Origin of the sequence: Curtobacterium sp. UCD-KPL2560 (assembly GCF_001705035.1) — a bacterium.
GTDB lineage: Bacteria > Actinomycetota > Actinomycetes > Actinomycetales > Microbacteriaceae > Curtobacterium.
The window spans coordinates 1-25099 of record NZ_MCIG01000052.1; the positions used below are offsets into that span (position 1 = coordinate 1).

Annotated in this window: 24 protein-coding genes and 1 tRNA gene; 11 read left to right on the forward strand and 14 right to left on the reverse strand. The window is 72.3% G+C overall.

The window, feature by feature from the left end; genetic code table 11:
• Positions 1-1310: amidohydrolase family protein (locus BEP24_RS11780; protein WP_366556885.1), on the reverse strand; the 1310-nt coding region annotated here is incomplete at its 3' end.
• Positions 1307-2992 (reverse strand): adenosylhomocysteinase, encoded by a 1686-nt coding sequence (locus BEP24_RS11785; protein ID WP_171898800.1) that lies wholly within the window; start codon positions 2990-2992, stop codon positions 1307-1309. The genes BEP24_RS11785 and BEP24_RS11780, both read right to left, overlap by 4 nt.
• A 125-nt stretch (positions 2993-3117) precedes the next feature.
• Between BEP24_RS11785 and BEP24_RS17620 the strand changes: the two genes are divergently transcribed.
• Positions 3118-3288 (forward strand): hypothetical protein, encoded by a 171-nt coding sequence (locus BEP24_RS17620; protein ID WP_171898801.1) that lies wholly within the window; start codon positions 3118-3120, stop codon positions 3286-3288.
• Between the two features lie 37 nt (positions 3289-3325).
• Here the strand turns inward: BEP24_RS17620 and BEP24_RS11790 are convergent, their stop codons facing one another.
• Positions 3326-4330, reverse strand: a complete 1005-nt coding sequence (locus BEP24_RS11790; protein WP_065963605.1) for a PrsW family glutamic-type intramembrane protease — start codon at positions 4328-4330, stop codon at positions 3326-3328.
• A 73-nt stretch (positions 4331-4403) separates the two neighbouring features.
• Here BEP24_RS11790 and BEP24_RS11795 point away from each other — a divergent pair, with 73 nt between their 5' ends.
• The 3 genes from BEP24_RS11795 (at position 4404) to BEP24_RS11805 (ending at position 5836) form a co-directional block, all read left to right on the forward strand.
• On the forward strand, positions 4404-4667 hold the full coding sequence (locus tag BEP24_RS11795) for a glutaredoxin domain-containing protein (protein WP_065963648.1): 264 nt from the start codon (positions 4404-4406) through the stop codon (positions 4665-4667).
• A gap of 171 nt (positions 4668-4838) precedes the next feature.
• On the forward strand, positions 4839-5114 hold the full coding sequence (locus tag BEP24_RS11800) for a GlsB/YeaQ/YmgE family stress response membrane protein (RefSeq protein WP_065963609.1): 276 nt from the start codon (positions 4839-4841) through the stop codon (positions 5112-5114).
• 179 nt (positions 5115-5293) lie between these two features.
• Positions 5294-5836, forward strand: coding sequence for a hypothetical protein (locus tag BEP24_RS11805; RefSeq protein WP_065963611.1), 543 nt, complete (start codon positions 5294-5296; stop codon positions 5834-5836).
• Between the two features lie 126 nt (positions 5837-5962).
• Here BEP24_RS11805 and nadE read toward each other — a convergent pair whose 3' ends face one another.
• Positions 5963-6790: an ammonia-dependent NAD(+) synthetase gene (nadE, locus tag BEP24_RS11810; RefSeq protein WP_065963614.1), complete on the reverse strand. Its 828-nt coding sequence runs from the start codon at positions 6788-6790 to the stop codon at positions 5963-5965.
• A 135-nt stretch (positions 6791-6925) separates the two neighbouring features.
• Positions 6926-7093 carry a hypothetical protein gene (locus tag BEP24_RS17625; protein WP_171898802.1) on the reverse strand — a complete coding sequence of 56 codons (168 nt, stop codon included), beginning with the start codon at positions 7091-7093 and terminating at the stop codon, positions 6926-6928.
• A 434-nt stretch (positions 7094-7527) separates the two neighbouring features.
• On the opposite strand from BEP24_RS17625, the gene BEP24_RS11815 reads away from it, so the two are divergent.
• Positions 7528-8667 carry an AI-2E family transporter gene (locus tag BEP24_RS11815; protein ID WP_065963617.1) on the forward strand — a complete coding sequence of 380 codons (1140 nt, stop codon included), beginning with the start codon at positions 7528-7530 and terminating at the stop codon, positions 8665-8667.
• A gap of 297 nt (positions 8668-8964) precedes the next feature.
• Here the strand turns inward: BEP24_RS11815 and argG are convergent, their stop codons facing one another.
• From argG to BEP24_RS11845, 6 genes are all read right to left on the reverse strand, one after another.
• Entirely contained in the window at positions 8965-10404 is a 1440-nt protein-coding gene (gene argG / locus BEP24_RS11820; RefSeq protein WP_065963619.1) for an argininosuccinate synthase, read from the reverse strand.
• Positions 10405-10558: 154 nt separating this feature from the next.
• A tRNA-Arg gene (locus tag BEP24_RS11825) sits at positions 10559-10633 on the reverse strand.
• 13 nt (positions 10634-10646) lie between these two features.
• Complete coding sequence (locus BEP24_RS11830) at positions 10647-11762, reverse strand: epoxide hydrolase family protein (RefSeq protein WP_065963621.1); 1116 nt, start codon at positions 11760-11762, stop codon at positions 10647-10649.
• 124 nt (positions 11763-11886) lie between these two features.
• Positions 11887-12381: an HNH endonuclease gene (locus BEP24_RS11835; RefSeq protein ID WP_065963623.1), complete on the reverse strand. Its 495-nt coding sequence runs from the start codon at positions 12379-12381 to the stop codon at positions 11887-11889.
• A gap of 398 nt (positions 12382-12779) precedes the next feature.
• Entirely contained in the window at positions 12780-13721 is a 942-nt protein-coding gene (locus BEP24_RS18150; RefSeq protein ID WP_065963625.1) for a C40 family peptidase, read from the reverse strand.
• Positions 13722-14012: 291 nt separating this feature from the next.
• Positions 14013-14708, reverse strand: a complete 696-nt coding sequence (locus tag BEP24_RS11845) for a metal-dependent transcriptional regulator (protein WP_065963626.1) — start codon at positions 14706-14708, stop codon at positions 14013-14015.
• A gap of 150 nt (positions 14709-14858) precedes the next feature.
• On the opposite strand from BEP24_RS11845, the gene serC reads away from it, so the two are divergent.
• Complete coding sequence (gene serC, locus BEP24_RS11850) at positions 14859-15977, forward strand: phosphoserine transaminase (RefSeq protein ID WP_065963627.1); 1119 nt, start codon at positions 14859-14861, stop codon at positions 15975-15977.
• A gap of 370 nt (positions 15978-16347) precedes the next feature.
• On the opposite strand, the gene BEP24_RS11855 is transcribed toward serC, so the two are convergent.
• On the reverse strand, positions 16348-17028 hold the full coding sequence (locus BEP24_RS11855; protein WP_065963629.1) for a DUF3027 domain-containing protein: 681 nt from the start codon (positions 17026-17028) through the stop codon (positions 16348-16350).
• Entirely contained in the window at positions 17028-17405 is a 378-nt protein-coding gene (locus tag BEP24_RS11860) for a cold-shock protein (protein WP_065963630.1), read from the reverse strand. Before BEP24_RS11860 ends, BEP24_RS11855 begins: the two co-directional genes overlap by 1 nt.
• 55 nt (positions 17406-17460) lie before the next feature.
• Between BEP24_RS11860 and BEP24_RS11865 the strand changes: the two genes are divergently transcribed.
• From BEP24_RS11865 to BEP24_RS11885, 5 genes are all read left to right on the forward strand, one after another.
• A complete protein-coding gene (locus BEP24_RS11865; RefSeq protein WP_065963632.1) occupies positions 17461-17760 on the forward strand; it encodes a hypothetical protein in 300 nt (99 codons plus the stop codon).
• Between the two features lie 28 nt (positions 17761-17788).
• Positions 17789-19564 carry a helicase-associated domain-containing protein gene (locus tag BEP24_RS11870; RefSeq protein WP_065963634.1) on the forward strand — a complete coding sequence of 592 codons (1776 nt, stop codon included), beginning with the start codon at positions 17789-17791 and terminating at the stop codon, positions 19562-19564.
• A 113-nt stretch (positions 19565-19677) separates the two neighbouring features.
• Complete coding sequence (locus BEP24_RS11875) at positions 19678-21372, forward strand: DNA repair helicase XPB (RefSeq protein ID WP_065963637.1); 1695 nt, start codon at positions 19678-19680, stop codon at positions 21370-21372.
• 55 nt (positions 21373-21427) lie between these two features.
• Positions 21428-22123, forward strand: a complete 696-nt coding sequence (locus BEP24_RS11880) for a response regulator transcription factor (protein ID WP_058740468.1) — start codon at positions 21428-21430, stop codon at positions 22121-22123.
• Positions 22124-22201: 78 nt separating this feature from the next.
• Entirely contained in the window at positions 22202-23890 is a 1689-nt protein-coding gene (locus BEP24_RS11885; protein WP_253181673.1) for a HAMP domain-containing sensor histidine kinase, read from the forward strand.
• 103 nt (positions 23891-23993) lie between these two features.
• Here BEP24_RS11885 and BEP24_RS11890 read toward each other — a convergent pair whose 3' ends face one another.
• Complete coding sequence (locus tag BEP24_RS11890; protein WP_065963643.1) at positions 23994-24887, reverse strand: hypothetical protein; 894 nt, start codon at positions 24885-24887, stop codon at positions 23994-23996.
• Positions 24888-25099 lie beyond the last annotated feature (212 nt).

Below are 25099 nucleotides of genomic sequence, written 5' to 3' on the forward strand. Positions count from 1 at the left end.
CGGCCGGTACCGTCCTCGACGAGCTCGGCGAGGGCGTCCGGCACCGTCCTGGCGTCGACGTCGAAGACCGCGAGGTCCGCCCGGGCGCCGACGGCGAGGTGCCCGACGCGGTCCGGGCCCACCGCGGTGCCCATCGCCTGCGCTCCGCCGAGGGTCACCGCCGCGAGCAGCCGCTCGTGCAGGTCGCGGTGGCCGTAGCCCTGGGCACGGGCGATCCGGTGCAGCGCGGTGACGTCGGACATCGGGTCGAGGGACGGCGAGGACGACAGCGAGTCGGTACCGACGGCGATCGGGCTGCCCTCGCGCAGGTAGTCGGCGACCGGCGGCGGGTCGAGCCCGATGACGGCGTTCGACCGCGGGCACAGTGCCACGCTCGTCCCCCGTGCCCGGAGCAGCGCCCGGTCGGCGGCGGTGACGTACACGCCGTGCGCGATGTGGCAGTCCGGCCCGAGCACCCCGAGCCGGTCCACGAACGCGGTCGCACTCGCACCGAACCCGAGCGCGCGCATCGCCCGGAACGACGGCACGTCCGCGAGGTGCCAGTCGGCGGTGTGCCCGGCCCCCGCGGGTCCGACGCCGTCGACGCCCTCGAGTCCCGGGACCGGACCGAGGGCGACGCGCTCGCCCTCGAACGCGGCCTCCCCGAGGTGCAGGTGCAGGCGGAGGCCGCGCTGGCGGACGATGTCGGGCAGCTCGAGCAGCGGGGAGACGTCGAGGGAGTACGGCGCGTGCGGGGAGAGCCCGGCACCGGGGGTGGTCGGGATGCGCGCGAGCTCCTCGAGGACCTGGTGGCGCCCGTGGTCCCGCCACGCCTGGTTCTCCCAGTCCATGACCTCCCAGTAGGCGATGCCGCCGAGCCCGGTCGCCTCGAGCACGTCGGCCGCCTCGATGTCCGTGACGACGTCGGCGATGCTCGTGACCCCGGCGACGAGCGAGGCCCGGGCACCGGCGACGGCCTCGGCGCGCCAGTCGTGCGGGAGCGCGTAGTCGACGTTGAACGCGGCGGCCCAGTCCTCGAAGCCCGCGTACTGCCGCTGTCCGACACTGGCCATGCCGGTGTACTGCAGGTGGGTGTGCGCGTTCACGAGCCCGGGGAGCAGCGCCCCGCGCCACCGGCGTTCGGTGACCGTCGTGCCGTCGAGCTGGTCGACGACCCACGAGCGGTCGCCGACGTGCAGGATGCGTCCGTCGCGTACCGCGACCGCCCCGTCCGCGATCGGCGGTGCGGTCATCGGCACGACGACGCGTGCCGAGTGCACGACCACCGTGCCCCGGTCGCCGGTGCGGGCGTCGCTGCGCGTGCCGCTCACGCGGGCGTCCCGAACCGGTGGGTGCGGACGTCCGGCTCGCGGTCCGCCGGGTGCTCACCAGGACGGCCTGGAGGCGCGGCTCGGCTCCCGAACGCGGCGAGCGCCGCCCGGGCGGTCGCCTCGTCCACCGCGGGGTCGATCGGCACGACCGTCCGGTCCAGCTCGTCGCCGCGCTCCAGGAGCATCCGCACCGCCCCGAGCTGCACCGCGAAGGACAGGTCCATGATCTCGACCGGGTTGCCCTCGGCCGCGGTGATGTTCACGCACCCGCCGCGGTCGAGCACGACCACGTGGTGCCCGTCTGGCCACGTGAATCGCTCGACCTTCCGGGCCTCGGTCCGCGGCACCGCGCCGTCCGCGAGCGCGTCGATGACGGCGACCTCCTGCTCGACACCACCCGCGACGGCGACGACCGCGCCGGGTGCGCAGGCCCGCAGCGTCCGGAGGTCGATCGTGTCGGTGACGCCCGTCGCGCTCACGACGAGGTCGGCGTCCCGCACCGCGTCCTCGAGCAGTGCCACCCGGTACCCGGCGAAGCGCGCCTGCAGGGCGCGCACGGGATCCGTCTCGGCGACCGTGACCCGGAACCCGAGCGCACGGAGCACCATGGCGACCCCCTCGCCCACGGGACCGGACCCGGCGACGACCGCCACGCCTCCCGACCGCACCCGGTGCGTGCCGGACGCGAGCCCGTCGACCAGGTCGAGCGCCGCGAACACCGTCGACTGCCCGGTGCCGTACCGGTTGTCGAAGAACGTCTTGGTGCGGGCGTCGTTGACGGCGACGACCGGGATGCCGAGTTCGCCGCGTGCCGCCATCACCCGGAGCGGGCGGAGGCCGCTCGTGGTCTCCTCGGCCGCACCGAGCATCGTCGGCAGCAGCTCCGGCCGGTCCTGGTGCGCGAGCCGGACCACGTGCGCACCGTCGTCGAGCAGCACCTGCGGTCGGGTGTCGAGCATCGCGAGGGCGAGCGTGCGCTGTTCGGCCGGCGTCGCGGTGCTCGACGCGTGCACGGGCAGCCCGGCGTCGCGGAGGACCTGGGCGACGGCCTCGTCGGTCTCGTCGGCGTGCGCGTAGACGACGACCTCGGCACCCGCCTCGCGGAGGAGCAGGCTCAGCACCGCCGTCTTCGGCTCGAGCACCATCGCGACGCCGACCCGGGTCCCGCGGAGCAGACCCGCGTCGCGGAGCTCGGCGGCGACCGCACGCGAGACCGGCATCGACCGACGTGCCCAGCGGATCCGGGCGGCCGCGGCGGGGTCGACCTCCGGGTCGCGGCCCACGGACACCAGGAAGACGTCGTCGGACAGCGTCGGCACCGCGAGCACCCCGGGCCGGGCCGGTGCGACGGGTCCGAAGGCGTCCTCGTCGACGGCCGGGGCGTGGCGCCCGGCGTCGACCACGACGAGGGTCCGGCCGCGGGGACGGACGGCCTCGCGCTCGACGGCCGCGGTGGCGTCGTCCGGGTCGCCGAGGCACCAGAGCTGGTCGACGGGGTCGTCCCCGTCCGCGGCCCGCGCACCGAGGCCGGTCAGCAGGGCGTGCAGCGCGGCGACGTCCTCGGGGTCGCCACCGACCGTGCGGAACGTGCGGGCGGCGACGAGCAGGTTGGTGACGGCGGCGAAGCGGCGGACCGCCGCCGAGGCCCACGTCGCCCGGGCGGGGTCGGGTCGCTGCGGCACGGGGTCCATCGTACGGCCCGGTCGCGCGGCGGTCCCGCCGGAGCGAGATGCCAGCAAGAACGATGTTCACGATGTGATGTTTGACGGAGGCGTCAGGGGCTGGGACCATCCGACGAGGAGGATTGATGCGCGAAGACAACGGAGCGCCGGGGGCACTCGTAGCACTGCTGATGCTCACCGCCGCAGCGGCAACGCTCACGGCAACCGCTGCCGTCCCAGCCGTCGTCGGCTGGACCACCACGAGCGTCCTCGCCCTCGCCGGTGTCACGACAGTCGTCATCAGACAGAAGCGATGAAGATCACCAACGCCCGGGCTCGCCATCCTGGGCGGTGTCAGCGATCGTCCCGCCGCGGCGTCGCCTCCCAGTCTCGCTGCTCCACTGGGCCCGCCACAGCCCACCACGACGGTCCCCCGACCGCCGCCTGCGCCCGTTCCGCCTGCGCCCGTTCGAGCAGCGCACGGTCGCGGTGTCGGTGGCTGACGAGCAGCCAGACCAGGACCGCGACGCCGATCAGGGTCACGACGAGCAGCCCGACCACGTACAGCGTGGTGGCGATCCCGGCGAGCGTCGGCGGCACCGCGCCCGTCCCGGCGGCAGACAACGGCGTGCCGGTGAGCACGAACGCGAGCACCGTCGACAGCGTCCCGTTGCTGTCCCACAGCCCGTGCAGCAGGGCGACCCCGACGTACGCCACCGGGATCGACCACGACCACCGCAGCCGCTCCCCACCCCGGGCGGCCCCGAACAGCACCGCTCCGAGGATCGCCGTCCAGAGCACGTGACCGACCGGCGAGAGCACGGCACGCACGACCTCCGTCTGCAGCAGGGAGACGAGGTCGATCCCGCGCTGCGTGATCGCGGCGTTGAAGGCGTAGCCCGCCGACTCGAACGCCGCGAACCCGGCGCCGATCGTCGCCCCGAGCAGGGCACCCTGCCGCGCGGTCTTGGGACGCACCCGCCACCCGACCACGAGGAGCAGCACACCCTTCACGAGTTCCTCGACGAACCCGACGACGACGTACACGAACGCGTCCTGCCGCAGGTCTGCCTCGAGCAGGGACGCGCCGAGCACCCCGAGCACCCCGCCCACGAAGAACGCGGTGACGAGCTGCATCGTGCTCACCGTGCCCGTGACCCGCTCGATCACGAAGAGCACGACCGTGAAGGGCACCAGGAAGCTGCCGAGCAGGATGATCGTCGGCACGAGGTTCGTGTTCAGCGTCAGCACGGTGACGACCACCGTGACGGCCCAGAGCACGGCCCCGGCGAGCAGGGTCTTCCACCACCAGCCGTGCCGGTGGTGCGGGTGGACGGATGCGTCCGTCGTCGTCGTCATGGCGCCATCGTGCTCCTCCCCGGAGCGGGCCGTCGTGGGAATGTCCGGTGTCCTCCGGACGTACTGTGTGGACATGACTGACGAGACGTTCGACAAGGTGACGATGTTCGGCGCGGACTGGTGCCGCGACTGCCGGCGCTCGAAGGCGCTGCTCGACGGGCTGGGGCTCGACTACCAGTACGTCGACGTCGAGGCGGACCTGTCGGCGGCCGGCCGTGCCGAGGCGATCAGCGGACGCAAGAACATCCCGGTCGTGGTGCTCCCGAACGGCAAGCACTTCGTCGAGCCGTCGGACGCCGAACTCCGCTCGGAGCTCGAGGCCGCTGGCATCGTCTGACCCGTCGACCACGGGCGCCGAGGGCCCGGCGGGGTCGCCGACCACGTCGGCGATCCTGAACCTGCGCACAAGCTGAGCGGGTGCTGAGGAACAACGGAGTTCAATCGGGGATCGACCCGAACCACGGACGGCCCCGACCGTGGTGGAGGGTCCTGATCCAAGGAGGACACCGTGCTCGGTCTCATCATCAGCCTCATCATCGTCGGCCTCATCGCCGGCGCCCTCGCCCGCCTCATCATCCCCGGCAAGCAGCACATGTCGATCCTCATGACGATCGTCCTGGGCATCGTCGGCTCGTTCGTCGGCGGCTTCCTCGGCTTCCTCATCTTCCAGCACGACCCGATGGAGGGCTTCTTCCAGCCCGCCGGCATCATCGGCTCGATCATCGGTGCCGTCATCGTGCTGTTCCTCTACACCCGCTTCGCGGGCCGCGGCGCCCGCCGCTGACCTGCTCGGTCGACGCCCACGCGTCGACCCGGCTGGGTACCGTCCCCCGGTCCGAACGCCCCGCACCACGTCCTCGTGGTGCGGGGCGTTCGTCGTCGGTGCTGATCGGCGGTCGCCGCGCCAGCAGGGTCCCCCACCCGTACAGGTGCCACGGCTGGCCGGAGCGTACGGTCCCGATCATGACCAACGAGAACGAACGCTCACGTCCTGAGGACGACGTCGCACGACTCGGACTCGTGGTCGTCGGTGAGGCATCGGCCCTGCACGCCGGGGACGACGACGCACTCGACGCCAGCGAGGCGAACATCCGCGAGACGGTCGACAGCATGGTCGACGAACCCCTGACCGACCGGCAGGAGGAGGTCGTCGAGCGCCTGGCCTCGGCGAGCGGGACCCTGACGGCCGGCCTGAGCGGCGCCCTCGCGGCGAAGACGGGCAGCAGCGTCGACGACGTGCTCGAGGGTGCAGCTCGCAGTGTGCTCTGGCAGCAGCGGCTCGCCGCCGAGCGCGACGCCGGCGGGACGCTCTCCCCGGCCGACCTCGCCGACCTCGCAGACGCCGCTGATGCCTCCGACCCCACCGACGCGTCCACCCGGGGGCAGCACGACAGCGAGGCGGACGCAGCCGCGCACGACGCCGACCGTGGCCAGCGCGGCGAGCGCGAGGACGCCGGCGGCCAGCAGCAGCGCCGCGGCGACGACGAGGGCGACCGCCGGGCCTGATCCCGCCGGGGCGGCGGCCGCTCCGGCCACACGGACACGGCGCGACCGACGACGGGAGGCGCGGTGTGGGACGGACCCGCACCGCGCCTCCCGTCGGTCCCCCGTGGGCGAGGCCCGCCCGACGGCCTAGGCCGTCGGGCGCCACCACTCGTCGAAGGGCGTCGCGGGCACGCGACGCTTGTGCTCCGTGGCGCGGTAGCGCGTCTCGATGGCCTCGGCGACCTCGACCGGGACGTCGTGCCCCTGCAGGTACGCGTCGATCTCGACGTAGGTGAGCCCGAGGTTCGCCTCGTCGGTCTGCCCGGGCAGGTCGTCGAGCAGGTCGGCGGTGGGTGCCTTCTCGTACAGGCGCGCCGGCGCACCGAGGTGTTCGAGCAGCTGTCGGCCCTGGCTCTTGGTCAGGCCGGTGAGCGGGGTGAGGTCGACACCGCCGTCGCCGTACTTCGTGAAGAAGCCCGTGACGGCCTCGGCGGCGTGGTCCGTGCCCACGACGAGGAGGCCCTGCTGCCCCGCGACCGCGTACTGGGCGACCATGCGCATGCGCGCCTTGACGTTGCCCTTCACGAAGTCGCTGAGGTCGACGCCCGAGGCGGACGTGTCCTGCACGACGCCGTCGACACCGTGCTCGATGTTCACGACGATGCCGGGGTCGGCGCCGATGAACCGGAGCGCGAGCTGCGCGTCGTCCTCGTCGGCCTGCACGCGGTAGGGCATCCGGACGGTGACGAAGGCGGCCTCGCGGCCCTCGGCACGGAGCGACTCGACCGCGAGCTGGGTGAGGCGTCCGGCGAGCGTCGAGTCCTGTCCGCCGCTCACGGCGAGCACGTACCCGCGCGCGCCGGTCGTGGTCAGGTAGTCCCGGAGGAATCCGACCCGGCGGGCGACCTCGTGCTCGGGGTCGATGGTCGGCTGGACGTCGAGGTCCGCGGCGATGGTGGCTTGGAGTTCACGCACCCGACCAGTATCGCGCGCGGGTCCGACGTGCGCCGGGATCCACAGGCAGGCGTCACCTCCCGGAAACGCACCCCACGACGGACGGGAGGCGCGGTGCCAGCCGGCACCGCGCCTCCCGTCCGTCGCGTGGTGGCGTCAGACCTGTTCGCCGAGGAAGTCGGCGTACGACGGTTCGTCGTGTTCGGCGCCGACGGGGACCGGGGCCTCGGACGTGCCGCCGATGCGTTCGGCGATGATCTCGGCGACCTCGTCGGGAGACCGGAGTCCGTGGCGGTGCCAGTCGGACGGCATGCGGGCGGTCACGAGTTCATCGCCAGGATCGAGACACCGAAGGGGACGGTGGTGGGGAAGCGCGTGGAGCCGTCGAAGAGTTCGACGAGGACGGAGCAGTGGAGCGTGGTGGCGGTCATCGTGACCAGCCCTTCATCGAGGTGATGCGCACCTCGGATCCGACCGGGCCGTCCCGCTGTGCCAGACCACGTGGAACACGTGGGCATCGTGACGACGGGACCCTGAAGGAGAACCCGGTCCGACCAGCGTAAGACTGATCTCGGATCGCGTCCACGTGGATGCGGATTGCGGCGACCCCGCCGACGGCGTCCTGCCGTCGCTCCCGGACCCGCGGGCGTCGTCCGACGACCCCCGGCCCGGTCCCGCGGACGTCGCTCGACGCCCGTCGGCCCTCCGCTCGCCCGCGCCGGTAGCGTGGTGGGTCCCGCACGACCACGAGGAGCCACATGCCCCTGTTCGGCCGTCCCAGCGACGCCCCTTCCGACGCCGCCCCGAGCGCGATCGTCCGCCCCTGGACCGACGCCTTCGGACGACTCGCCACCCGCTGCCTGCAGGCGATCGTGGTGTTGATCATCGCGAGCGGGATCATCTACGCCGCCGCCACCCTGAGCGTCGTGACGATCCCCGTGCTCCTCGCGCTCATCATCGCGTCGGCCATGCACCCGGTGGTGTCCTGGCTCCGACGTCACAAGGTCCCCTCGGTGCTCGCCACCCTCGCGGTGCTGCTCGGCGTGCTCGTCGTGCTCGGCCTGGTCGGCTGGCTCATCGTCGTCGCGGTCATCGCGCAGTGGCCCGACCTGCAGAAGTCCGCGATCAGCGGGTTCCAGCAGCTCCAGGAGTCCGTCGACCACCTGCCGTTCGCGATCTCCGACAAGCAGGTCGACCAGGTCGTCGGCGGCGTGCAGGGCTTCCTCACCAGCTCGCAGTTCGGCTCCGGTGCCCTCGCCGGTGCGTCCGCGACCGCGAACTTCCTCACCGGCCTCGTGCTGATGATCGTCGTGCTGTTCTTCTTCCTCAAGGACGGGCCACGCATCTGGGAGTTCCTGCTCCGTCCGTTCACCGGCGCCCGCTACGAGCGCGCCCGCCGCGTGGGTGACCGCGTCGTGCAGACCCTGGGTGGCTACGTCCGCGGGACCGCGAGCGTCGCCGCCGTGGACGCGATCGGCATCGGCGTCGGCCTGGCGATCATCGGCGTGCCCCTCGCGCTGCCCCTCGCGGTCGTCGTGTTCATCACGGCGTTCATCCCGATCGTCGGTGCCACCGCGGCCGGCATCCTCGCGGCGCTCGTCGCCCTCGTCGCGAACGGCCCCGTCGCCGCACTCATCGTCGTCGGCATCGTCGTGCTCGTGAACCAGCTCGAGGGCAACCTGCTCCAGCCGGTGCTCATGGGCAAGACGCTCAAGTTGCACGGCCTGGTCATCCTGATCGGGCTGACCGCCGGCACCGTGCTCGCCGGCATCACGGGCGCGATCATCTCGGTGCCGCTGCTCGCCGCGGCGTGGGGTGCCGTGCAGGTGTGGGACGGTCCGGAGACGCCCGCGCTGATGTGGCGGCAGAAGCGCCCGGAGACGGCCGAGCGGCGGTAGCGCGGGGCGGGGCGGCGCGGACGGCGCGGGGCGGTCCGCGCAGCGGTCCGTCGACGCCGAACGACACCGCCGCCGTCGTACGACACCCGCGATGACGCACACGGCCCGCCGCCAAGCTCGCGTCCCGACGCCGGCCGCACAGACCGACGCCGAACGACACCGCCGCCGTCGTACGACACCCACGTTGACGCACACGACCCACCCGCACCCGAACACGACGAAGGGGAGCCACCGCACGTCGCGGTGGCTCCCCTTCGTCGCGTCACGCCGAGCGGATCGCTCGGCGTCGCCAGCCGGTCAGTCCGTCCCGGAGTCGAACGCCGCGCCCTCGGACACGGCGTCGGTCGCACGCCCGAGTGCGTCGGCGGCGTCGGTCACCGGGGCTCCCCCGAGGATCTCCTCGGCCTCGCCCGCCTCGAGTTCACCGACGAGCTCGCCGGTCGCACCGCCGATGAGGCCCGCCGCCGCGTACTGCTCGAGCCGCGAGCGCGAGTCCGCGATGTCGAGGTTCCGCATGGTGAGCTGACCGATCCGGTCGTCCGGCCCGAACGCGGCGTCGCCGACGCGCTCCATCGACAGCTTGTCCGGGTGGTAGGACAGCGCCGGACCCGTGGTGTCGAGGATCGTGTAGTCGTCGCCACGGCGCAGGCGCAGCGTGACCTCGCCGGTGACCGCCGAGGCGACCCAGCGCTGCAGCGACTCACGCAGCATGAGCGACTGCGGGTCGAGCCACCGTCCTTCGTACATGAGGCGACCGAGCCGGCGACCTTCGTTGTGGTACGACGCGACGGTGTCCTCGTTGTGGATCGCGTTGAGCAGCCGCTCGTAGGCGATGTGCAGCAGCGCCATGCCCGGCGCCTCGTAGATGCCTCGGCTCTTCGCCTCGATGATGCGGTTCTCGATCTGGTCGCTCGCGCCGAGCCCGTGGCGGCCACCGATCGCGTTCGCCTCGTAGACGAGGGCGACGGCGTCGGCGTACTCGACGCCGTTGATCGCGACCGGGCGGCCGGCCTCGAAACGGACGCTGACGACCTCAGTCGCGACCTCGACGTCGTCACGCCAGGCGGCGACGCCCATGATCGGCTCGACGATGTCGAGCCCGCTCGACAGCTCCTCGAGGCTCTTCGCCTCGTGCGTGGCGCCCCAGATGTTCGCGTCGGTCGAGTACGCCTTCTCGGTGGAGTCGCGGTACGGGAAGCCACGCGCGACGAGCCACTCGCTCATCTCCTTGCGGCCGCCGAGCTCCTCGACGAACTCCGAGTCGAGCCACGGCTTGTAGACCCGGAGCCGCGGGTTGGCCATCAGGCCGTAGCGGTAGAACCGCTCGATGTCGTTGCCCTTGTAGGTGGAGCCGTCGCCCCAGATGTCGACGCCGTCCTCCTTCATCGCGCGGACGAGCATGGTGCCCGTCACCGCGCGACCGAGCGGCGTCGTGTTGAAGTACGTCTTGCCGCCGGAGCGGATGTGGAACGCGCCGGTCTGCAGCGCGACGAGGCCTTCCTCGACCAGGGCGCTCTTCGCGTCGACCAGTCGGGCGATCTCGGCGCCGTACTCGTGGGCGCGACCGGGGACGGCGTCGATGTCCGGCTCGTCGTACTGGCCGATGTCGGCCGTGTACGTGCAGGGCACCGCTCCCTTCTCACGCATCCAGGCGACCGCGCAGGAGGTGTCGAGACCTCCGGAGAACGCGATGCCGACTCGTTCGCCGACGGGGAGACTGCTCAGGACCTTGGACACGGGGTCAATCGTACGGGGCGCACGGCCCGCGCTACCGTCCGGCCCGACGGTTGTGGAGAACCCACCGGAGAACGCGCCGATGGCCAGCCGTCGGACGCCCGGTCTGCACGACCGGGCCGACCGCCACGGCGGGGAAACGCACCCGCTCGACGCGTGGTGCCCCTGGAGGGACTCGAACCCCCAACCGTTTCCTTAGGACGGAACTGCTCTTCCATTGAGCTACAGAGGCTGGCGCGTCCACTCTAGCGGCGGATCGCCTCCCGGTACGGCTCCAGGAACGCCCGCACCTCGGCCACGAACAGCTCGGGCACCTCCACCGGTGCGAAGTGCCCACCCCGGTCGAGCTCGTGGTGGAACACGAGGTTCGTCGTCCGCTCGAGCCACTCCCGCGGTGCCCGGACGATGTCGCCCGGGAACACCGAGAACCCGGACGGCACCTCGACCCGCCGGGCCAGCTGCTCCGGCGGGATCGCGGCGTTGGCGTGGTACATCCGCATCGACGACCCGATCGTCGCCGTCGCCCAGTACTCGGTCAGCAGCGCGAGCACCTGGTCCCGCGTGTACACCGACCAGAGGTCACCGTCGCAGTCGCTCCACGCACGGAGCTTCTCGACGATCCATGCTGCGAGCCCGGCGGGTGAGTCGGTGAGCCCGACGGCGGCGGTCTGCGGCTTCGTGCGGTGCAGCATCGCGTACGCGCCCTCGGCCGTCCGCCACCGTGCGGTCTCGTCGACGAATGCCCGTTCCGCGGGCGACAGGTCCGAGGCGTCGAGCCCGGGCCACGCCAACCCGCCGTCGATCCGGTGCACCGCGACGACACGGTCCGGGTGGTCGAGCGCGAGGTACCGCACCACGTGCGTGCCGATGTCGCCGCCGGACGCCGCGAACCGCTCGTACCCGAGGTCGCGCATGAGCGTCGCCCACATCCCCGCGACCTCCCGGGCGTCGAGAACCCGCGGCGGCGCGTCCGAGAAGCCGTACCCGGGCATGTCCGGCACGACGACGTCGAACCCCGCCTCGACGAGCATCGGCAGGACGGTCCGGTACCGCCAGCCCGAGTCCGGCCACCCGTGCGCGAGGAGCACCGGGAGCGCGTCCGGCCGACCGGACCGCGCGTGCAGCACGTGCACGCCGATGCCGTCCACCACGACCCGGCGCGAGGGCAGCGCCGCCAGCGCGGCACGGTGCGCCGCGAAGTCGAAGCCGTCGGCCCAGTACGCGACGAGTTCCCGCAGCTCGTCGACGTCGACGCCGAGCGACCATCCCTCCACGCCGGTCGTGTCCGGCCAACGGGTCGCCCGGAGGCGCGCACGCAGGTCCGCGATGGTGGCGTCGTCGATCAGCGGCGTCTCGCTCATGCGGCGCACGCTACGCGGCACCTCCGTCACGGCGCGACCACGCACGGACGGGAGGCGCGGTGCCGGCCCGCACCGCGCCTCCCGTCCGCCCGTGGCTGCGTCAGCAGCCCCACCCGGCGGTCCGTCAGGCGGCGACCAGGAAGTCGTCCCACTCGGCCTGCGGCCGCTCGATCCCGCGCACGACCCACGAGGCGCCGTGCGGGGCCTTCGGCCGGAACCGGAGTCGCCAGCCCATCTCCTGCGGTGTGCGGTCGCCCTTCGTGTTGTTGCACGCGAGGCAGCAGGCGACGAGGTTCTCCCAGGAGTCCTGTCCCCCGCGCGAGCGCGGCTGCACGTGGTCGATGGTGGTGGCGTGCCGGTCGCAGTACGCGCACCGGTTCGCGTCGCGGCGGAGCACCCCGCGGCGTGACACCGGCACGAGCCGCGCGTGCGGGATGCGCACGTACCGCGTGAGGATGATCACGGACGGACGGTCGAAGGTCGCGGTCGACCCCGTGACCGGGTGGTCGGCGTCGGCGGCGACGATGGCAGCCTTCTGGTTCATGACCAGCACGAGGGCCCGTCGGTCCGAGATCACCGCGAGGGGCTCGTAACCGGCGTTGAGGACGAGAGTGCGCATGGGTTCCCTTCCGACGTGCCTGGACGGCTTCCAGGCGCTGCGGGTGCGTCGGGCCGAGCGACGCCGACGTGGGACCGCGGTCTGCGACCACGCCCGGAACCGCGAAGAGCACCACCCGGATGGGCAGTGCTCTCGTCAGGACAGGGCGTGATGGTGCACGCAGGGGGCGGTCGACCGTATGTCCACGAGCGCGCGCCGACCCGTGGTGCGGGTCGTGCGGATCGCTGACATGAGGTCTCCCGTGGTCGGGCCGGCTTCGGACCGGTGCAGCGTCAGGCTACGTCAGAAACCGGCCCAGCACGAGGGTGTGCGGGCCGGTTTCCGGGAGTGTTCACGGGAACGACACGTCGGTCGTCACCGCGGCGCGTGGTCTGGCGACCGGAGCGCGGGTGCCGTCGTCAGATGCCGAAGCGGACGATGTGGTAGCTGTTCGACCAGATCGGGCGGATCGAGACCGATCCGCCGGGCTTCGGGGCGTCCATGATCATGCCGTTGCCCATGTAGAAGCCGTCGTGCGAGCCGTCGTTGAACACGACGACGTCGCCGGGCTGCGCCTGGGACTCGGGGATCGTCGTGCCCGCGGCGTCCTGCAGCGGGACGGAGTGCGCCAGCTTGATGCCGTACTGCGCGTAGACGTACATGACGTAGCCCGAGCAGTCGAAGCCGGACGGGTCGGCGCCGCCGAAGACGTAGGGCGTGCCGATGTACTGCTTCGCGGTGGCCACGACCGCGGGGAGCGAGAACGGGGTGTTCGCGGCCGAGGCGGTCTTCGCGATCTCCGATGCGCTCGGGCCGCTGTACGACTGGTACTGCTTCTGCGTCGCGGCGCGGGCGGCCTGGGTCGCGGCGGCCTGCTGGGCTGCCTCGGCGGCGGCCTTCTGCGCGGCCTGCTGGTCGAGGGTCGACTGCGCGGTGGCGCCGTAGCCGTCGCGGTCGGTGCCGGCGAGGGCGACCGCGTCGGACACCGAGAACTGCTGGGCGTCGACGGTGCGGACCTGGCGCTGCGCGGTCGCGGCGTCGGTCCCGGTCTGCTGCGTCGAGGCGAACGCCGGGGCGACCGCGACGGTGCCGAACATGCCCGCTGCGACGGTCAGGACGACCGGTGCGAGGAACCGGCGCTTGCGGGCCGAGGCACTCGCCTTCGCGGTCTCCGCGGCACGGGCGGCCTGTGCGGCACGTCGGCCACCGGGGAGCGGGGCGTCACGGACCGGGGTGACCTTGCGCACGGGGGCGGTGGTCTCGCGTGCAGCTCGTCGGGTGAGCGGGGCGGGGGCGGCGTTCGCGGTGTTCGTCGGGTTCGCGGGGGTCTGGCCGTCCGCGGCGGAACCGGTCTGCGTCAAGGGTGGGGTCTCCGGCGTCTCGTCATCACGGCCGGTGGCGGGTGACCGCCGGCGTGCAACCCCATCCGTTCGTCATCGTCTCCGATCGAGGCAGGAGACGGGTTCGAGACGTCCTGCCACGGGTCCTGGGCCTCGTGGGCGGCCCGGGACTCGTCGAGTGTACGTGGGCACCGTTACCGTGTCGAGACGAAACGCCCCTCAGGTAACGGTCCGGTGACGAAGCCCTGGTCAGGAGCCTGTGGGTGCCGTTACCTTGTGGGGTTTCTCAGGCCCGGCGGTCGCCCTGGGCGCTCAGGACCGCTCGATGTACACGTGCTGCGCGACCTCGGACGGCAGCTCGATGCCCGCGTCCTCGCCCTCGACCCGCACGGCCACGTAGGCACCGGCCCGCTGCACGCTCGCGACCCGGCCGGGCATGACGCCCGCGGTGCGCAGCTGGTGGAGCAGCTCCGGCTCGAACTGGACGGGCTCGCCCAGGCGGCGGACGACCCCGGTCGCGACGGCGTCGGTGCCCTCGGTCGCGGCGACGATGTTCTGCACGCCGTCGAGGAAGCCGCCGGCCTCGGGTCCGCCGATCTCGGCGAGGCCGGGGATCGGGTTGCCGTACGGCGACTCGGTCGGGTTGCCGAGCATCTCGAGCAGGCGGACCTCGACCTGCTCGCTCATGACGTGCTCCCACCGGCAGGCCTCGTCGTGCACGAAGGCCCAGTCGAGGCCGATGACGTCGGACAGCAGACGTTCGGCGAGACGGTGCTTGCGCATGACGTGGGTGGCGCGGGAGCGACCCTCGGTGGTGAGCTCGAGGTGCCGGTCCCCGGAGACCACGACGAGGCCGTCGCGTTCCATGCGGGCGACGGTCTGCGAGACCGTCGGGCCGGAGTGTCCCAGGCGCTCGGAGATGCGCGCGCGCAGCGGGACGATCCCCTCTTCCTCGAGGTCGAGGATCGTCCGCAGGTACATCTCCGTGGTGTCGACGAGATCGGTCACGGTCCGCCTCTCATGTCTGGGCCCAGCGCGCCCACCCTACTTGTTCGGGGTGACAACGAGGAACGCTCGCGAAGGCGCGTCCACGGGCGCAGCGGCCGTGCTGCTCCGACCGGACGGCTGGGGTGGGATACCGCTCGCTAGGGTTGCTCCATGGCCGACATCGTCATCCCCGCCGAACTCCTCCCCACCGACGGCCGCTTCGGCTGCGGGCCGTCCAAGATCCGTGGCGCGCAGCTCGAGTCCCTCGTGACGCGCGGGGCGACGATCCTCGGGACGTCCCACCGCCAGCAGCCCGTCAAGTCCCTCGTCGGCGACGTCCGTCGGGGCCTGGCCGACCTGTTCCAGCTGCCGGACGGCTACGAGGTCGTCCTCGGCAACGGCGGCTCGACCGCGTTCTGGGACGCTGCGGCGTTCGGCCTCGTCGAGCGCCGTGCCCAGCACCTGTCCTTCGGCGAGTTCGGGGCGAAGTTCGCCAAGTCCACCTCGGCCCCGTGGCTCGAGGCCCCGCACGTCATCGAGGCACCCGGCGGCTCGCTGTCCGCACTCGAACCGGTCGAGGGCGTCGACGTCTACGCCTACCCGCACAACGAGACCTCGACGGGCGTCATGGCCCCCGTGGTCCGCGCGGCCGGCGACGACGGCGCCCTGACCGTCGTCGACGCCACGAGCGCCGCGGGCGGAGCGGCCTTCGACGTCAGCGCGACCGACGTCTACTACTTCGCGCCGCAGAAGAACTTCGCCTCGGACGGCGGCCTGTGGCTCGCCCTGTTCTCGCCGGCGGCGCTCGAACGCGTCGAGCGGATCGCTGCCTCGGACCGGTACGTGCCCGAGTTCCTGTCGCTGAAGAACGCCGTCGACAACTCGCGGCTCGACCAGACGCTGAACACCCCGGCGCTCGCGACCCTGCTCATGCTCGACGACCAGGTGTCCTGGATCAACCAGTCGGGTGGCCTCGCCTGGGCGGACACCCGGACGCGGACCTCGTCCTCGACGATCTACGACTGGGCGGACTCGGTCGACTACGCAACGCCGTTCGTCACCGAGCCGTCGCACCGGTCGCAGGTCGTCGCGACGATCGACCTCGACGACTCGATCGACGCGAAGGCCGTCGCCGCCACCCTGCGCGCCAACGGGATCGTCGACACGGAGCCGTACCGGAAGCTCGGCCGCAACCAGCTCCGGGTCGCGACCTTCACGGCCATCGACCCCGACGACGTGGCGAAGCTCGTCCAGGCGATCGACTTCGTCGTGCACGCGCTGCGCGGCTGAGGCGCGACCCGCCACGTGGCCGGGACCGCGCGGCGGTCCGGTCGGTCCGGGACCACGAGACGGACGGGAGGCGCGGTGCCAGCTGGCACCGCGCCTCCCGTCCGTCTCGTGGTGCGCACCAGCTCGTGGTTCGTGGTGCGCTGCAGGTCGCGGTGCGCGTCGGGTGGTGGTGCGCGACCGGTCGCGGTGCGCGTCAGGTCGCGGTGCGCGACCGGTCGCGGTGCGCGTCAGGCCGCGGTGCGCGTCAGGTCACGGCGCGCGTCGGCCGCGGTGCGCGTCCGGTCGTGTTCGTGGTCGCGGTCCCGCGGTCCCGTGGTCCCGTGGTCCGGACCGTCGACCGGGGCGGGTCGTCGGCCCGCCCCGGTCGGGGTCAACCGCGGTGGCGGCCCGGCTCGGTCTCGCCGGCGTCGAGCCGGTCGAGCTCCAGGTCGTCGTCCGGCTCGGTCGGACGGACGCGCCGTGCGCGGCGCCGGGCGCCGCGGGAACGCGGCGCGGCCTCCGTGTCGTCGTCGTCCGCGTCGTCCGTCGTGTCCGCGTCGGTCACGTGGCCGAGCGCGACGACCTCGGCGGCCCGGTCGACGTCGACGCCGTCGAGCTCGTCGTCGTCGGACTCGTCGAGGTCGTCCTCGTCGTCGCCGAACTCGTCGTCGTCGTCCGACTCGTCGTCGTCGGCCTCGTCGTCGTCCGGGTCCTCGTAGTCGGCGTCCTCGTCCGAGTCCGCGTCGTCGTCCTCGTCGGCGTCCTCGTCGTCCTCGGACTCGCCCTGGGACGCGCGGTACTCCGCCATGCGCTCGGACCACGGCACCCACTCGGGCGCGACGAGCGAGCCGTCACCCGGCATCAGCTCGACCTCGAGCACCGTGGGCTCGTCGCCCTCGACGTGCGCGACAGAGACGGTCCAGCGCCAGCCGGGGTAGCCGGGCATCCGGTTCGAGAACAGGACCGAGACGACCCCGTCGCCCTCGTCGACCGTGCCGACCGGCTGTCCGACGGTGTCCTCGGACGTGACCTCGAGCAGCGCCGTGCGCGCGAGCTCCGTGACGTCGACCATCAGGCGTCCAACTGGTCTGCGACGTGCCGCAGGATCGCGGCGATGCGCTCGCCGTTCTTCGGGTAGCGCCCGTGGCGGAGGTCGCCGCTGATGCGGTCGAGCTCCTTCACGAGGTCCTCGACGATGACGGCCATGTCGTCGGCGGACCGACGGGACATCTTCGCGAGGGAGGGCTGCTCCTCGAGCATGCGGACGGACAGCGCCTGTGACCCCTTCTTGCCCTGCACGACGCCGTACTCCAGGCGCGTGCCGGCCTTGACCGAGGTGGTGCCGTCCGGCAGCGAGGACGCGTGCAGGAACACGGGCTCACCGTCGTCGCCGGTGATGAACCCGAACCCCTTCTGGTCGTCGTAGAACTTGACCTTGCCGGTGGGCATGCGTGGACTCCTCGAGGTCGTGGAACGGCCGTGGTGCGTCGGATATCCTGGGTCGATGGCCAAGCCGACCCGATCGACCGGGAACCCGCGCGATGACGTGCAGCCCCCGGTGACGTTCAATCGTACCGAACGCGTGCTCGGGTTCATGGTCGGGGGGATCTTCATCGCCGCGCTCCTCTGCATCGCAGCGATGATCGTCATGTGGTTGACCGACCCGAGCGCGCAGGGCTCGATGCCGTGGCCGGTCGTCATGGCGGTCCCGCTCATCGGCCTGCCGATCGGCATGGTGCTCGTGTTCGTCCTGCTCGGCCTGACCTGGTCGAAGCGCGCCCGCGAGAACCGGTCGGGACGCTGAGCACCGGCGCCGACCGGAGCCGGGGCCGATGACGACCACCGCAGACCTCGCCGCACGACTGCGCGCGATGCCCGACGACGAGCTCGAACGGCTCGTGGTCGCCCGTCGACTGCCCGCCGCCGTGCTGGCCGACTCCGGTCCGCAGCACGCGACCGACTTCTTCGACCTCGCCGAGGCGCTCCGCAGCGACGACGCGGTCGACGCGGCGCTCGAGCACCTGCCGAGGGCGACGCTCCTCGCCCTCGTGCACGGCGCCGGTGCCGCGGACGCGCTCGCCCCGGCGGTGGCGCTCGGCCTGGCCGACCCCGACGGTGGCGTCGACGACGCGGTCGGTGCCCGACTGGCGGCCCACCCCGACCTCGGCGCCCTGCGCGACGCGCCGGACGCCGACGGCCCGTCCGAGCAGACCGGGGACCCGCGGCAGGGCGCTGCGCCGGACGACGAGCGGGACCGAGCGGCCGGTGCGGAGCAGGCGTTCGCGACGATGACCGTGCTCGCCGAGCTCGTCCGCGCGGTCGACCAGGGAGGCGTCCGCGAACTCGTGAAGGGCGGCATCGGCACCCCGCTCGCGCGGACCCTCGGCGAGCGCGTCGGCGCCGAGGCCGAGGTCGTGTCCGACCGGCTGGCCCTGCTCGCCCGGGTCGGGTACGCCGACCCCGGCGAGGGCGTCTGGACCACCACGGACGACGGGCGGACCTGGCTCACGACGGACTGGCCCGAGCGCTGGACCGGTCTGGTCGGACGCTGGTGGTCCTCGCTCGACCCGGCCGTGCACGACGTCCTCGAGACCGCCGGGGACGACCTGCGCGACCTCGTGTCCGTCGGCCGCTGGCGCTACCCGGCCGGATCCCGCTGGCTCGACGCGACGCTGCTCCAGGTGGCGGGGACGGCGTCGGCGCTCGGGCTCGCGGTCGACGGCACCGTCACCTCGACCGGGCGCGCCGTCGTCGCCGGTGACGCCGGGGCCGCCGCCGCCGACCTCCCGCCGACCGTCGACACCGTGTACCTCCAGCACGACCTCACCGTGATCGCGCCCGGTCCGCTGACACCGGCCGACGACGCCGCACTGCGCGTGGTCGCCGACCTCGAGGCGCCCGGGCTCGCCGCCCGGTACCGGGTCTCCGAGGACTCGGTCCGCCGGGCCCTCCGCGCCGGACACACGAAGGAGGCGCTGCTCGCCTCGCTCGACCGGCTGTCCGCCACCGGGGTGCCGCAGCCGCTCGCCTACCTGGTCGACCAGGTCGCCGGACGCGACGGCGGCATCGTCGTCGACGTCGATGCCTCCGGGACGGGGGCCGTCGTGCACGGCACCCCGGACCAGCTCGACCTGATCGGGGTCGACGCCGAACTCCGTCAGCTCACGTGGGAGCGCCCGGACCTGACGACCCTCGTCACGCACCACCCGGCGCACGTGGTCCAGGCAGCGCTCGAGGAACAGCGGTACCCGGCCGTGCTGACGGCCGCCGCCCGCCCCGCGACGCGGGTCGCGCCTCCCTTCCGTCGCCGCGCCGCCGGCCGCACGCCGGAGCAGGCGGCGCACGCCCTCGTGGAACGGCTCCGTCTGACCACCCGCCGCGGCGAGGCGGAGCCGGAGCAGGAGTGGCTCGGGCGGCAGATCGACCTGGCGGTGCGTGGACGCACCCCGGTCCGCGTGACGGTGCGGATGCCGGACGGGTCGGAACACCCGTTCTCGATCGTGCCGACGTCGGTCGCGGCGGGGCGGGTGCGCGGACGGGACACCGGCGTGGACGTCGAGCGGACGCTGCCGCTGTCGCTCGTGGTGTCCGTGGAGAGCGAGGCCTGAGCGGGGTGGTCGGTCGGCGGCGTTCCTCCGCAGGCGAACGGTCGGGGCCGCTTCTCCACCGGAGCGCTGCGCACCGCACCCGTTCGCAGCCGCGACGCCTAGGCTGATCCGTCATGAACGGACCGCTGATCGTGCAGAGCGACCGCACCGTGCTCCTCGAGGTCGCACACCCCGACGCCGAGGACGCACGGCACGAACTCGCGGCCTTCGCCGAGCTCGAACGCGCACCCGAGCACGTGCACACGTACCGCATCACCCGCCTCGGGCTCTGGAACGCACGGGCCGCCGGGCACGACGCCGAGTCGATGATCGGCACGCTCGAGCGGTTCGCGAAGTTCCCGGTGCCGCAGAGCGTCACGGTCGACATCCGCGACACCGTCTCGCGCTACGGCCGCCTGGTGATCCGGCGCGAGGAACGCCCCGACGCCCCGGTCATCGCGAACTCCCCGTCCGAGGAACTCGAGCGCCAGCCCGTCCTGCTGCTCACCGCCGAGGACCCGTCCGTGCTCGCCGAGGTCACCCGGTCGAAGCGCATCAAGCCCCTGCTCGGCGACCAGCGATCCCCCAACGAGATCGCCCTGCAGCCCTGGGCGCGGGGACAGGTCAAGCAGGAGCTCGTCAAGCTGGGCTGGCCGGCCGAGGACCTCGCCGGCTACACACCCGGGCAGCCACACCCGATCGACCTCGACACCGCGTCCTGGCACCTCCGGCCCTACCAGGAGCAGGCGGTCGACACCTTCTTCGCCCAGGGGTCCGGCGTCGTCGTGCTGCCCTGTGGCGCCGGCAAGACCCTCGTCGGTGCCGGCGCGATGGCGACCGTCAAGGCCACCACGCTCATCCTCGTGACGAACACGGTCTCGGCCCGGCAGTGGCGTGACGAGCTGCTCCGCCGGACGACCCTGACCGCCGACGACATCGGCGAGTACTCCGGCACCGTCAAGCAGATCCGTCCGGTCACGATCGCGACGTACCAGATCCTCACCGCCCGCCGGAAGGGCGAGTACACGCACCTGTCGCTCCTCGACGCGCTCGACTGGGGCCTCATCGTGTACGACGAGGTCCACCTGCTCCCCGCCCCCGTGTTCAAGCTCACCGCGGACCTGCAGGCGCGCCGCCGCCTGGGGCTCACCGCGACCCTGGTGCGCGAGGACGGACGCGAGAGCGACGTCTTCTCGCTCATCGGGCCGAAGCGGTACGACGCCCCGTGGAAGGAGATCGAGGCGCAGGGCTACATCTCCCCCGCCGCCTGCTACGAGGTCCGCATCGACCTGCCGCACAGCGACCGGCTCGAGTACGCGGCCTCGGGCGACGACGAGCGGTACCGGCTCGCGGCGACGACCCCCGCGAAGACCCCGGTGGTGCGGGAGCTCATCGAGAAGCACCGCGGCGAGCAGATCCTCGTGATCGGGCAGTACATCGACCAGCTCGACGACCTCGCGGCCTCGCTCGACGCCGCCGAGATCACCGGGTCCACGCCCGTCGACGAGCGGGAGCGGTTGTTCCAGGCGTTCCGCGAAGGCTCGATCGACGTGCTCGTCGTGTCGAAGGTCGCGAACTTCTCGGTCGACCTGCCCGACGCGACGGTGGCCATCCAGGTGTCCGGGTCGTTCGGGTCCCGGCAGGAAGAAGCCCAGCGTCTCGGCCGACTCCTCCGCCCGAACAAGGACGGCCTACCCGCGTCGTTCTACACGCTCGTGACGCGGGACACGGTCGACCAGGACTTCGCGCAGAACCGGCAGCGGTTCCTCGCCGAGCAGGGCTACGCGTACACGATCCTCGACGCCGATCAGGTCGCGGCTGCCGCCTAGCCGCCGTACGTGCCGCTCTCAGGAAACCTCTAGGGAACGGTCAGAGGATGGGCGCATGACCGATGGCCCCAAGATCCTGATCGTCGACGACGAACCGAACATCCGCGACCTCCTCACGACCTCGTTGCGTTTCGCCGGGTTCGCCGTCCGCGCGGTCGGCAACGGTGCCCAGGCGATCTCGGCGGTGCTCGAGGAAGAGCCCGACCTGATCATCCTCGACGTCATGCTGCCCGACATGAACGGGTTCGGCGTCACCAAGCGTCTCCGTTCGTCCGGCTACACCTCGCCGATCCTCTTCCTCACGGCGAAGGACGACACCGAGGACAAGATCACCGGTCTCACCGTCGGCGGCGACGACTACGTCACGAAGCCGTTCTCGCTCGACGAGATCGTCGCGCGCATCAAGGCCATCCTGCGTCGCACCATGAACGACGAGGAAGACGCGATCATCCGCGCCGGCGAGCTCACGATGGACCAGGACACGCACGAGGTCACGATCGGCGACGCGCAGATCGAGCTGTCGCCCACCGAGTTCAAGCTCCTGCGCTACCTCATGCTCAACCCGAACCGGGTGCTGTCGAAGGCGCAGATCCTCGACCACGTGTGGGAGTACGACTTCAACGGCGACGCCGGCATCGTCGAGTCCTACATCTCGTACCTGCGCCGCAAGCTCGACCAGTACTCGAGCGAGCCGATCATCCAGACCAAGCGTGGGTTCGGCTACATGCTCAAGGCGACGAAGGCTTCGTAGGCCGCCGTCGTCCTCACGGCGCTCGTCCGGTTTCACCGGGCGAGCGCCGTCTACCGTTGGGGCAGCATGCACACGCGAATGAGCCGTTGGTGGGACGGGATCTCCCTCCGCACCAAGATCACCGGGATCACGGTGCTCCTCGTCGCGCTCGGGCTGCTCGTCGCCGGCCTCGGCACCATGACGGTGCTGTCGACCTACCTCATGTCGCAGCTCGACGACAACGTCAAGCAGACGACCGAGCAGCTCGAGGGCCAGAACATCAGCGACGGCGAGCAGTACTGCAAGCTCTCGGTGGTGCTGTCGCAGAGCGCCTACGTCGCGGCGTACGACTCGTCGGGTGAGCAGATCTGCCAGACCCGTGCCTCGAGCCGGCCGGACATCCGGTCGCTCGACTTCTCGGCGGCGGCCCGGTCGTCGCAGCGGTTCTCGCTCTACGACAGCCAGCACGACCACGAGTGGCGTGCCCAGGTCATCCCGGCGTCGCTGCAGAACCAGTCGAGCGGCACCGCCGAGACGGGCTACGTGCTCGTCGCCGTGTCCAGCGCCGACACCGACCAGACCATCGCCCGGTTCACCGTGATCTTCCTCGGGTTCGGCATCTCGGTGATCCTGCTCGGCGCCATGCTGACCCGGCTCCTCGTCACGGCGACCTTCGACCCGTTGCGCGACGTCGAGGACACCGCAGCTCGGTTCGCCGCCGGCGACTTCAACCAGCGCCTCGAGGCCGACACCCCGAACACCGAGGTCGGCCGCCTGAACCGCTCGCTCAACGCGATGCTCGAACGCATCGACAGCGCCTTCGAGGACCGCGAGCGGACGATCGCGCAGATGCGACGGTTCGTCGGCGACGCCTCGCACGAGCTCCGCACGCCGCTCGTCTCGCTCCGCGGGTACGCCGAGCTCTACCGGATGGGTGCACTGCGCAAGGAGGAGGACGTCGCCCAGGCGATGGAGCGCATCGAGAAGGAGGCCCAGCGCATGGGGCTCCTCGTGCAGGACCTCCTCCAGCTCGCCCGGATCGACGAGTCGAAGCCGCTCGAACTCGGGCCGGTCGACCTCGTCGCGATCGCCCGCGACTCCGCGCTCGACACGATGGCGTCGAACCCCGACCGCGAGATCCAGGTGCTCGTCGAGGACGCGGTCACGGGGGTCAGCGTGCCGCAGGCCGTCCGCCCGCCGGCGCCGCAGTCCGACACGGGCGAGGTCCCGCCGACCTCCCCGTCCTCGGCGAACACGACAGGGCCGATCGCGTTCTCGCGGCAGACCCTCGCGCGACTGCGTGCCCGCCGGACCCGTGCGATGGGGGTCGAGGGTGGCGTGCCGTCCGACGACACGTCCCCGCTGCCGACCGTCGTGCTCCCGGCCCGTCCGCCGATCGTCCTCGCCGAGGAGAACAAGGTGCGGCAGGTCATCACGAACCTGATGGGCAACGCGATGCGGTTCACCGCGCACGACGACCCGATCGAGATCGGCATCGGCGTGGACGACGACCGTGGCATGGCGCACATCGACGTGATCGACCACGGCGAGGGCATCCCCCCGCAGCTGCGCGAGAAGATCTTCCAGCGGTTCTGGCGTGCGGACACCTCGCGGGCCCGGGACACCGGCGGCTCCGGGCTGGGGCTCGCGATCGTGTCGGGCATCGTGCACGCGCACAACGGCTCGGTCGAGGTCTTCGACACCGAGGGTGGCGGTGCGACCTTCCGCGTCTGGCTCCCGCTCATCCCCCGCGACTACACGCCCACCCCCGCGCCCGCCGCGGCCTGACGCGCACGCCGCGCCCGCACCCGCACCAACCGCGCCGTCGTCCGCCGGGCCGGATCCGTCACGCTCGTCGCACCCGGCCGACAGCTCGTGCGCTGCCGGCGCATCATGCACGGCGTGTCCTGTCCGCTCGTTCGGCGAACGCCAGCCGCAGCCGCTCGAACAGGACCGCCGGGCGAGCAAGATCGACCGCAGTCGCGTGGATCACGAGCCAGCCGTTCACCGTGAACCCGTTCCGCCGCCGTTGGTCGTGCCGGAACGTCTCGCGCTCGCGGTGGTGGTCGCCGTCGTACTCGAGCGCGATCCGGTACTCGGGCCACGCCATGTCGACCCGCCCGAGGAAGCGTCCCTGGGCGTCGTGCGCGTCGGCGTTCAGCTCGGGCTCCGGGAACCCGGCATCGACGACCGCCAGGCGGAGGCGGCTCTCCATGGCCGATTCCGAGCCGACCCGGATCCGCTCCAGCGCGGCGCGGGCGTTCCGCACGCCACGCGCCCCGGGGCGGATCGCCGCTGCGAGGTCATCGAGGGTGGCGAGGCCTCGCTCCCGGCTCACCATGTGGTCGCCGAGCACGACGAGATCCTCCACGGAGAGCATGCCCGCACACTCGAACCAGGCCTGAGCCGGGCTGCTGGTCGGTCCGTACGCGGTCGCTCGGACGGCCCGCGACGGCGAACGGTGTCCGATCACCCCCTGCCGTCGCATCGCGACATCGGCGTCCGACGACACGTGCACCGTCTCGTCCGACGCCATCCGGTGCGGCAACGGCGCGCCCCAGATACGTGCGGCCGTGACGTGGCTGAACCGCTGTCCCTCGCGCAGCACGACCGAGAGCGCTTCGACACGTCCGACGTCTGCTCCCGCTGGAGCCCGGACGCCGTGGACCGGCGAGACGAGGTCCTTCCGGCGGAGGCGCTCCGCGCCGATGCCGGCCCGCAGGGCCGCACCGACGGTGAACGCACTCTGGCGGAAGGGAACGGGGAGCGGGGTGGGGTTCGGCATGCCGATGATCGTCCGTGGAGCGCCGACAACGCCGACCATCCCGAGCCGGGACTGTGGAGGAGGGCGCACCGCGGGCCTCCTGTGGGGGAAGAACCCGGAGCACTGGGCGAGCGGGACATGCCGCACGTGCGGCGCGGTCCGGGCGCGACTCGTCGCACCGGAGCGTCGAACGTGACGAAGACGGCTCGCTCGCGCCCCGCCCCGCGCCCCCG

Coding starts and splice junctions, on each gene's coding strand:
- BEP24_RS11875 (WP_065963637.1), top strand. CDS start 19,678: ATGAACGGACCGCTGATCGTGCAGAGCGACCGCACCGTGCTCCTCGAG.
- BEP24_RS11805 (WP_065963611.1), top strand. CDS start 5,294: ATGACCAACGAGAACGAACGCTCACGTCCTGAGGACGACGTCGCACGA.
- BEP24_RS11860 (WP_065963630.1), bottom strand. CDS start 17,405: ATGCCCACCGGCAAGGTCAAGTTCTACGACGACCAGAAGGGGTTCGGG.
- BEP24_RS11835 (WP_065963623.1), bottom strand. CDS start 12,381: ATGCGCACTCTCGTCCTCAACGCCGGTTACGAGCCCCTCGCGGTGATC.
- BEP24_RS11890 (WP_065963643.1), bottom strand. CDS start 24,887: ATGCCGAACCCCACCCCGCTCCCCGTTCCCTTCCGCCAGAGTGCGTTC.
- BEP24_RS11870 (WP_065963634.1), top strand. CDS start 17,789: ATGACGACCACCGCAGACCTCGCCGCACGACTGCGCGCGATGCCCGAC.
- BEP24_RS11830 (WP_065963621.1), bottom strand. CDS start 11,762: ATGAGCGAGACGCCGCTGATCGACGACGCCACCATCGCGGACCTGCGT.
- BEP24_RS11795 (WP_065963648.1), top strand. CDS start 4,404: ATGACTGACGAGACGTTCGACAAGGTGACGATGTTCGGCGCGGACTGG.
- serC (WP_065963627.1), top strand. CDS start 14,859: ATGGCCGACATCGTCATCCCCGCCGAACTCCTCCCCACCGACGGCCGC.
- BEP24_RS17620 (WP_171898801.1), top strand. CDS start 3,118: ATGCGCGAAGACAACGGAGCGCCGGGGGCACTCGTAGCACTGCTGATG.
- BEP24_RS11790 (WP_065963605.1), bottom strand. CDS start 4,330: ATGACGACGACGACGGACGCATCCGTCCACCCGCACCACCGGCACGGC.
- BEP24_RS11815 (WP_065963617.1), top strand. CDS start 7,528: ATGCCCCTGTTCGGCCGTCCCAGCGACGCCCCTTCCGACGCCGCCCCG.
- BEP24_RS11880 (WP_058740468.1), top strand. CDS start 21,428: ATGACCGATGGCCCCAAGATCCTGATCGTCGACGACGAACCGAACATC.
- BEP24_RS11855 (WP_065963629.1), bottom strand. CDS start 17,028: ATGGTCGACGTCACGGAGCTCGCGCGCACGGCGCTGCTCGAGGTCACG.
- BEP24_RS11885 (WP_253181673.1), top strand. CDS start 22,202: ATGAGCCGTTGGTGGGACGGGATCTCCCTCCGCACCAAGATCACCGGG.
- BEP24_RS11865 (WP_065963632.1), top strand. CDS start 17,461: ATGGCCAAGCCGACCCGATCGACCGGGAACCCGCGCGATGACGTGCAG.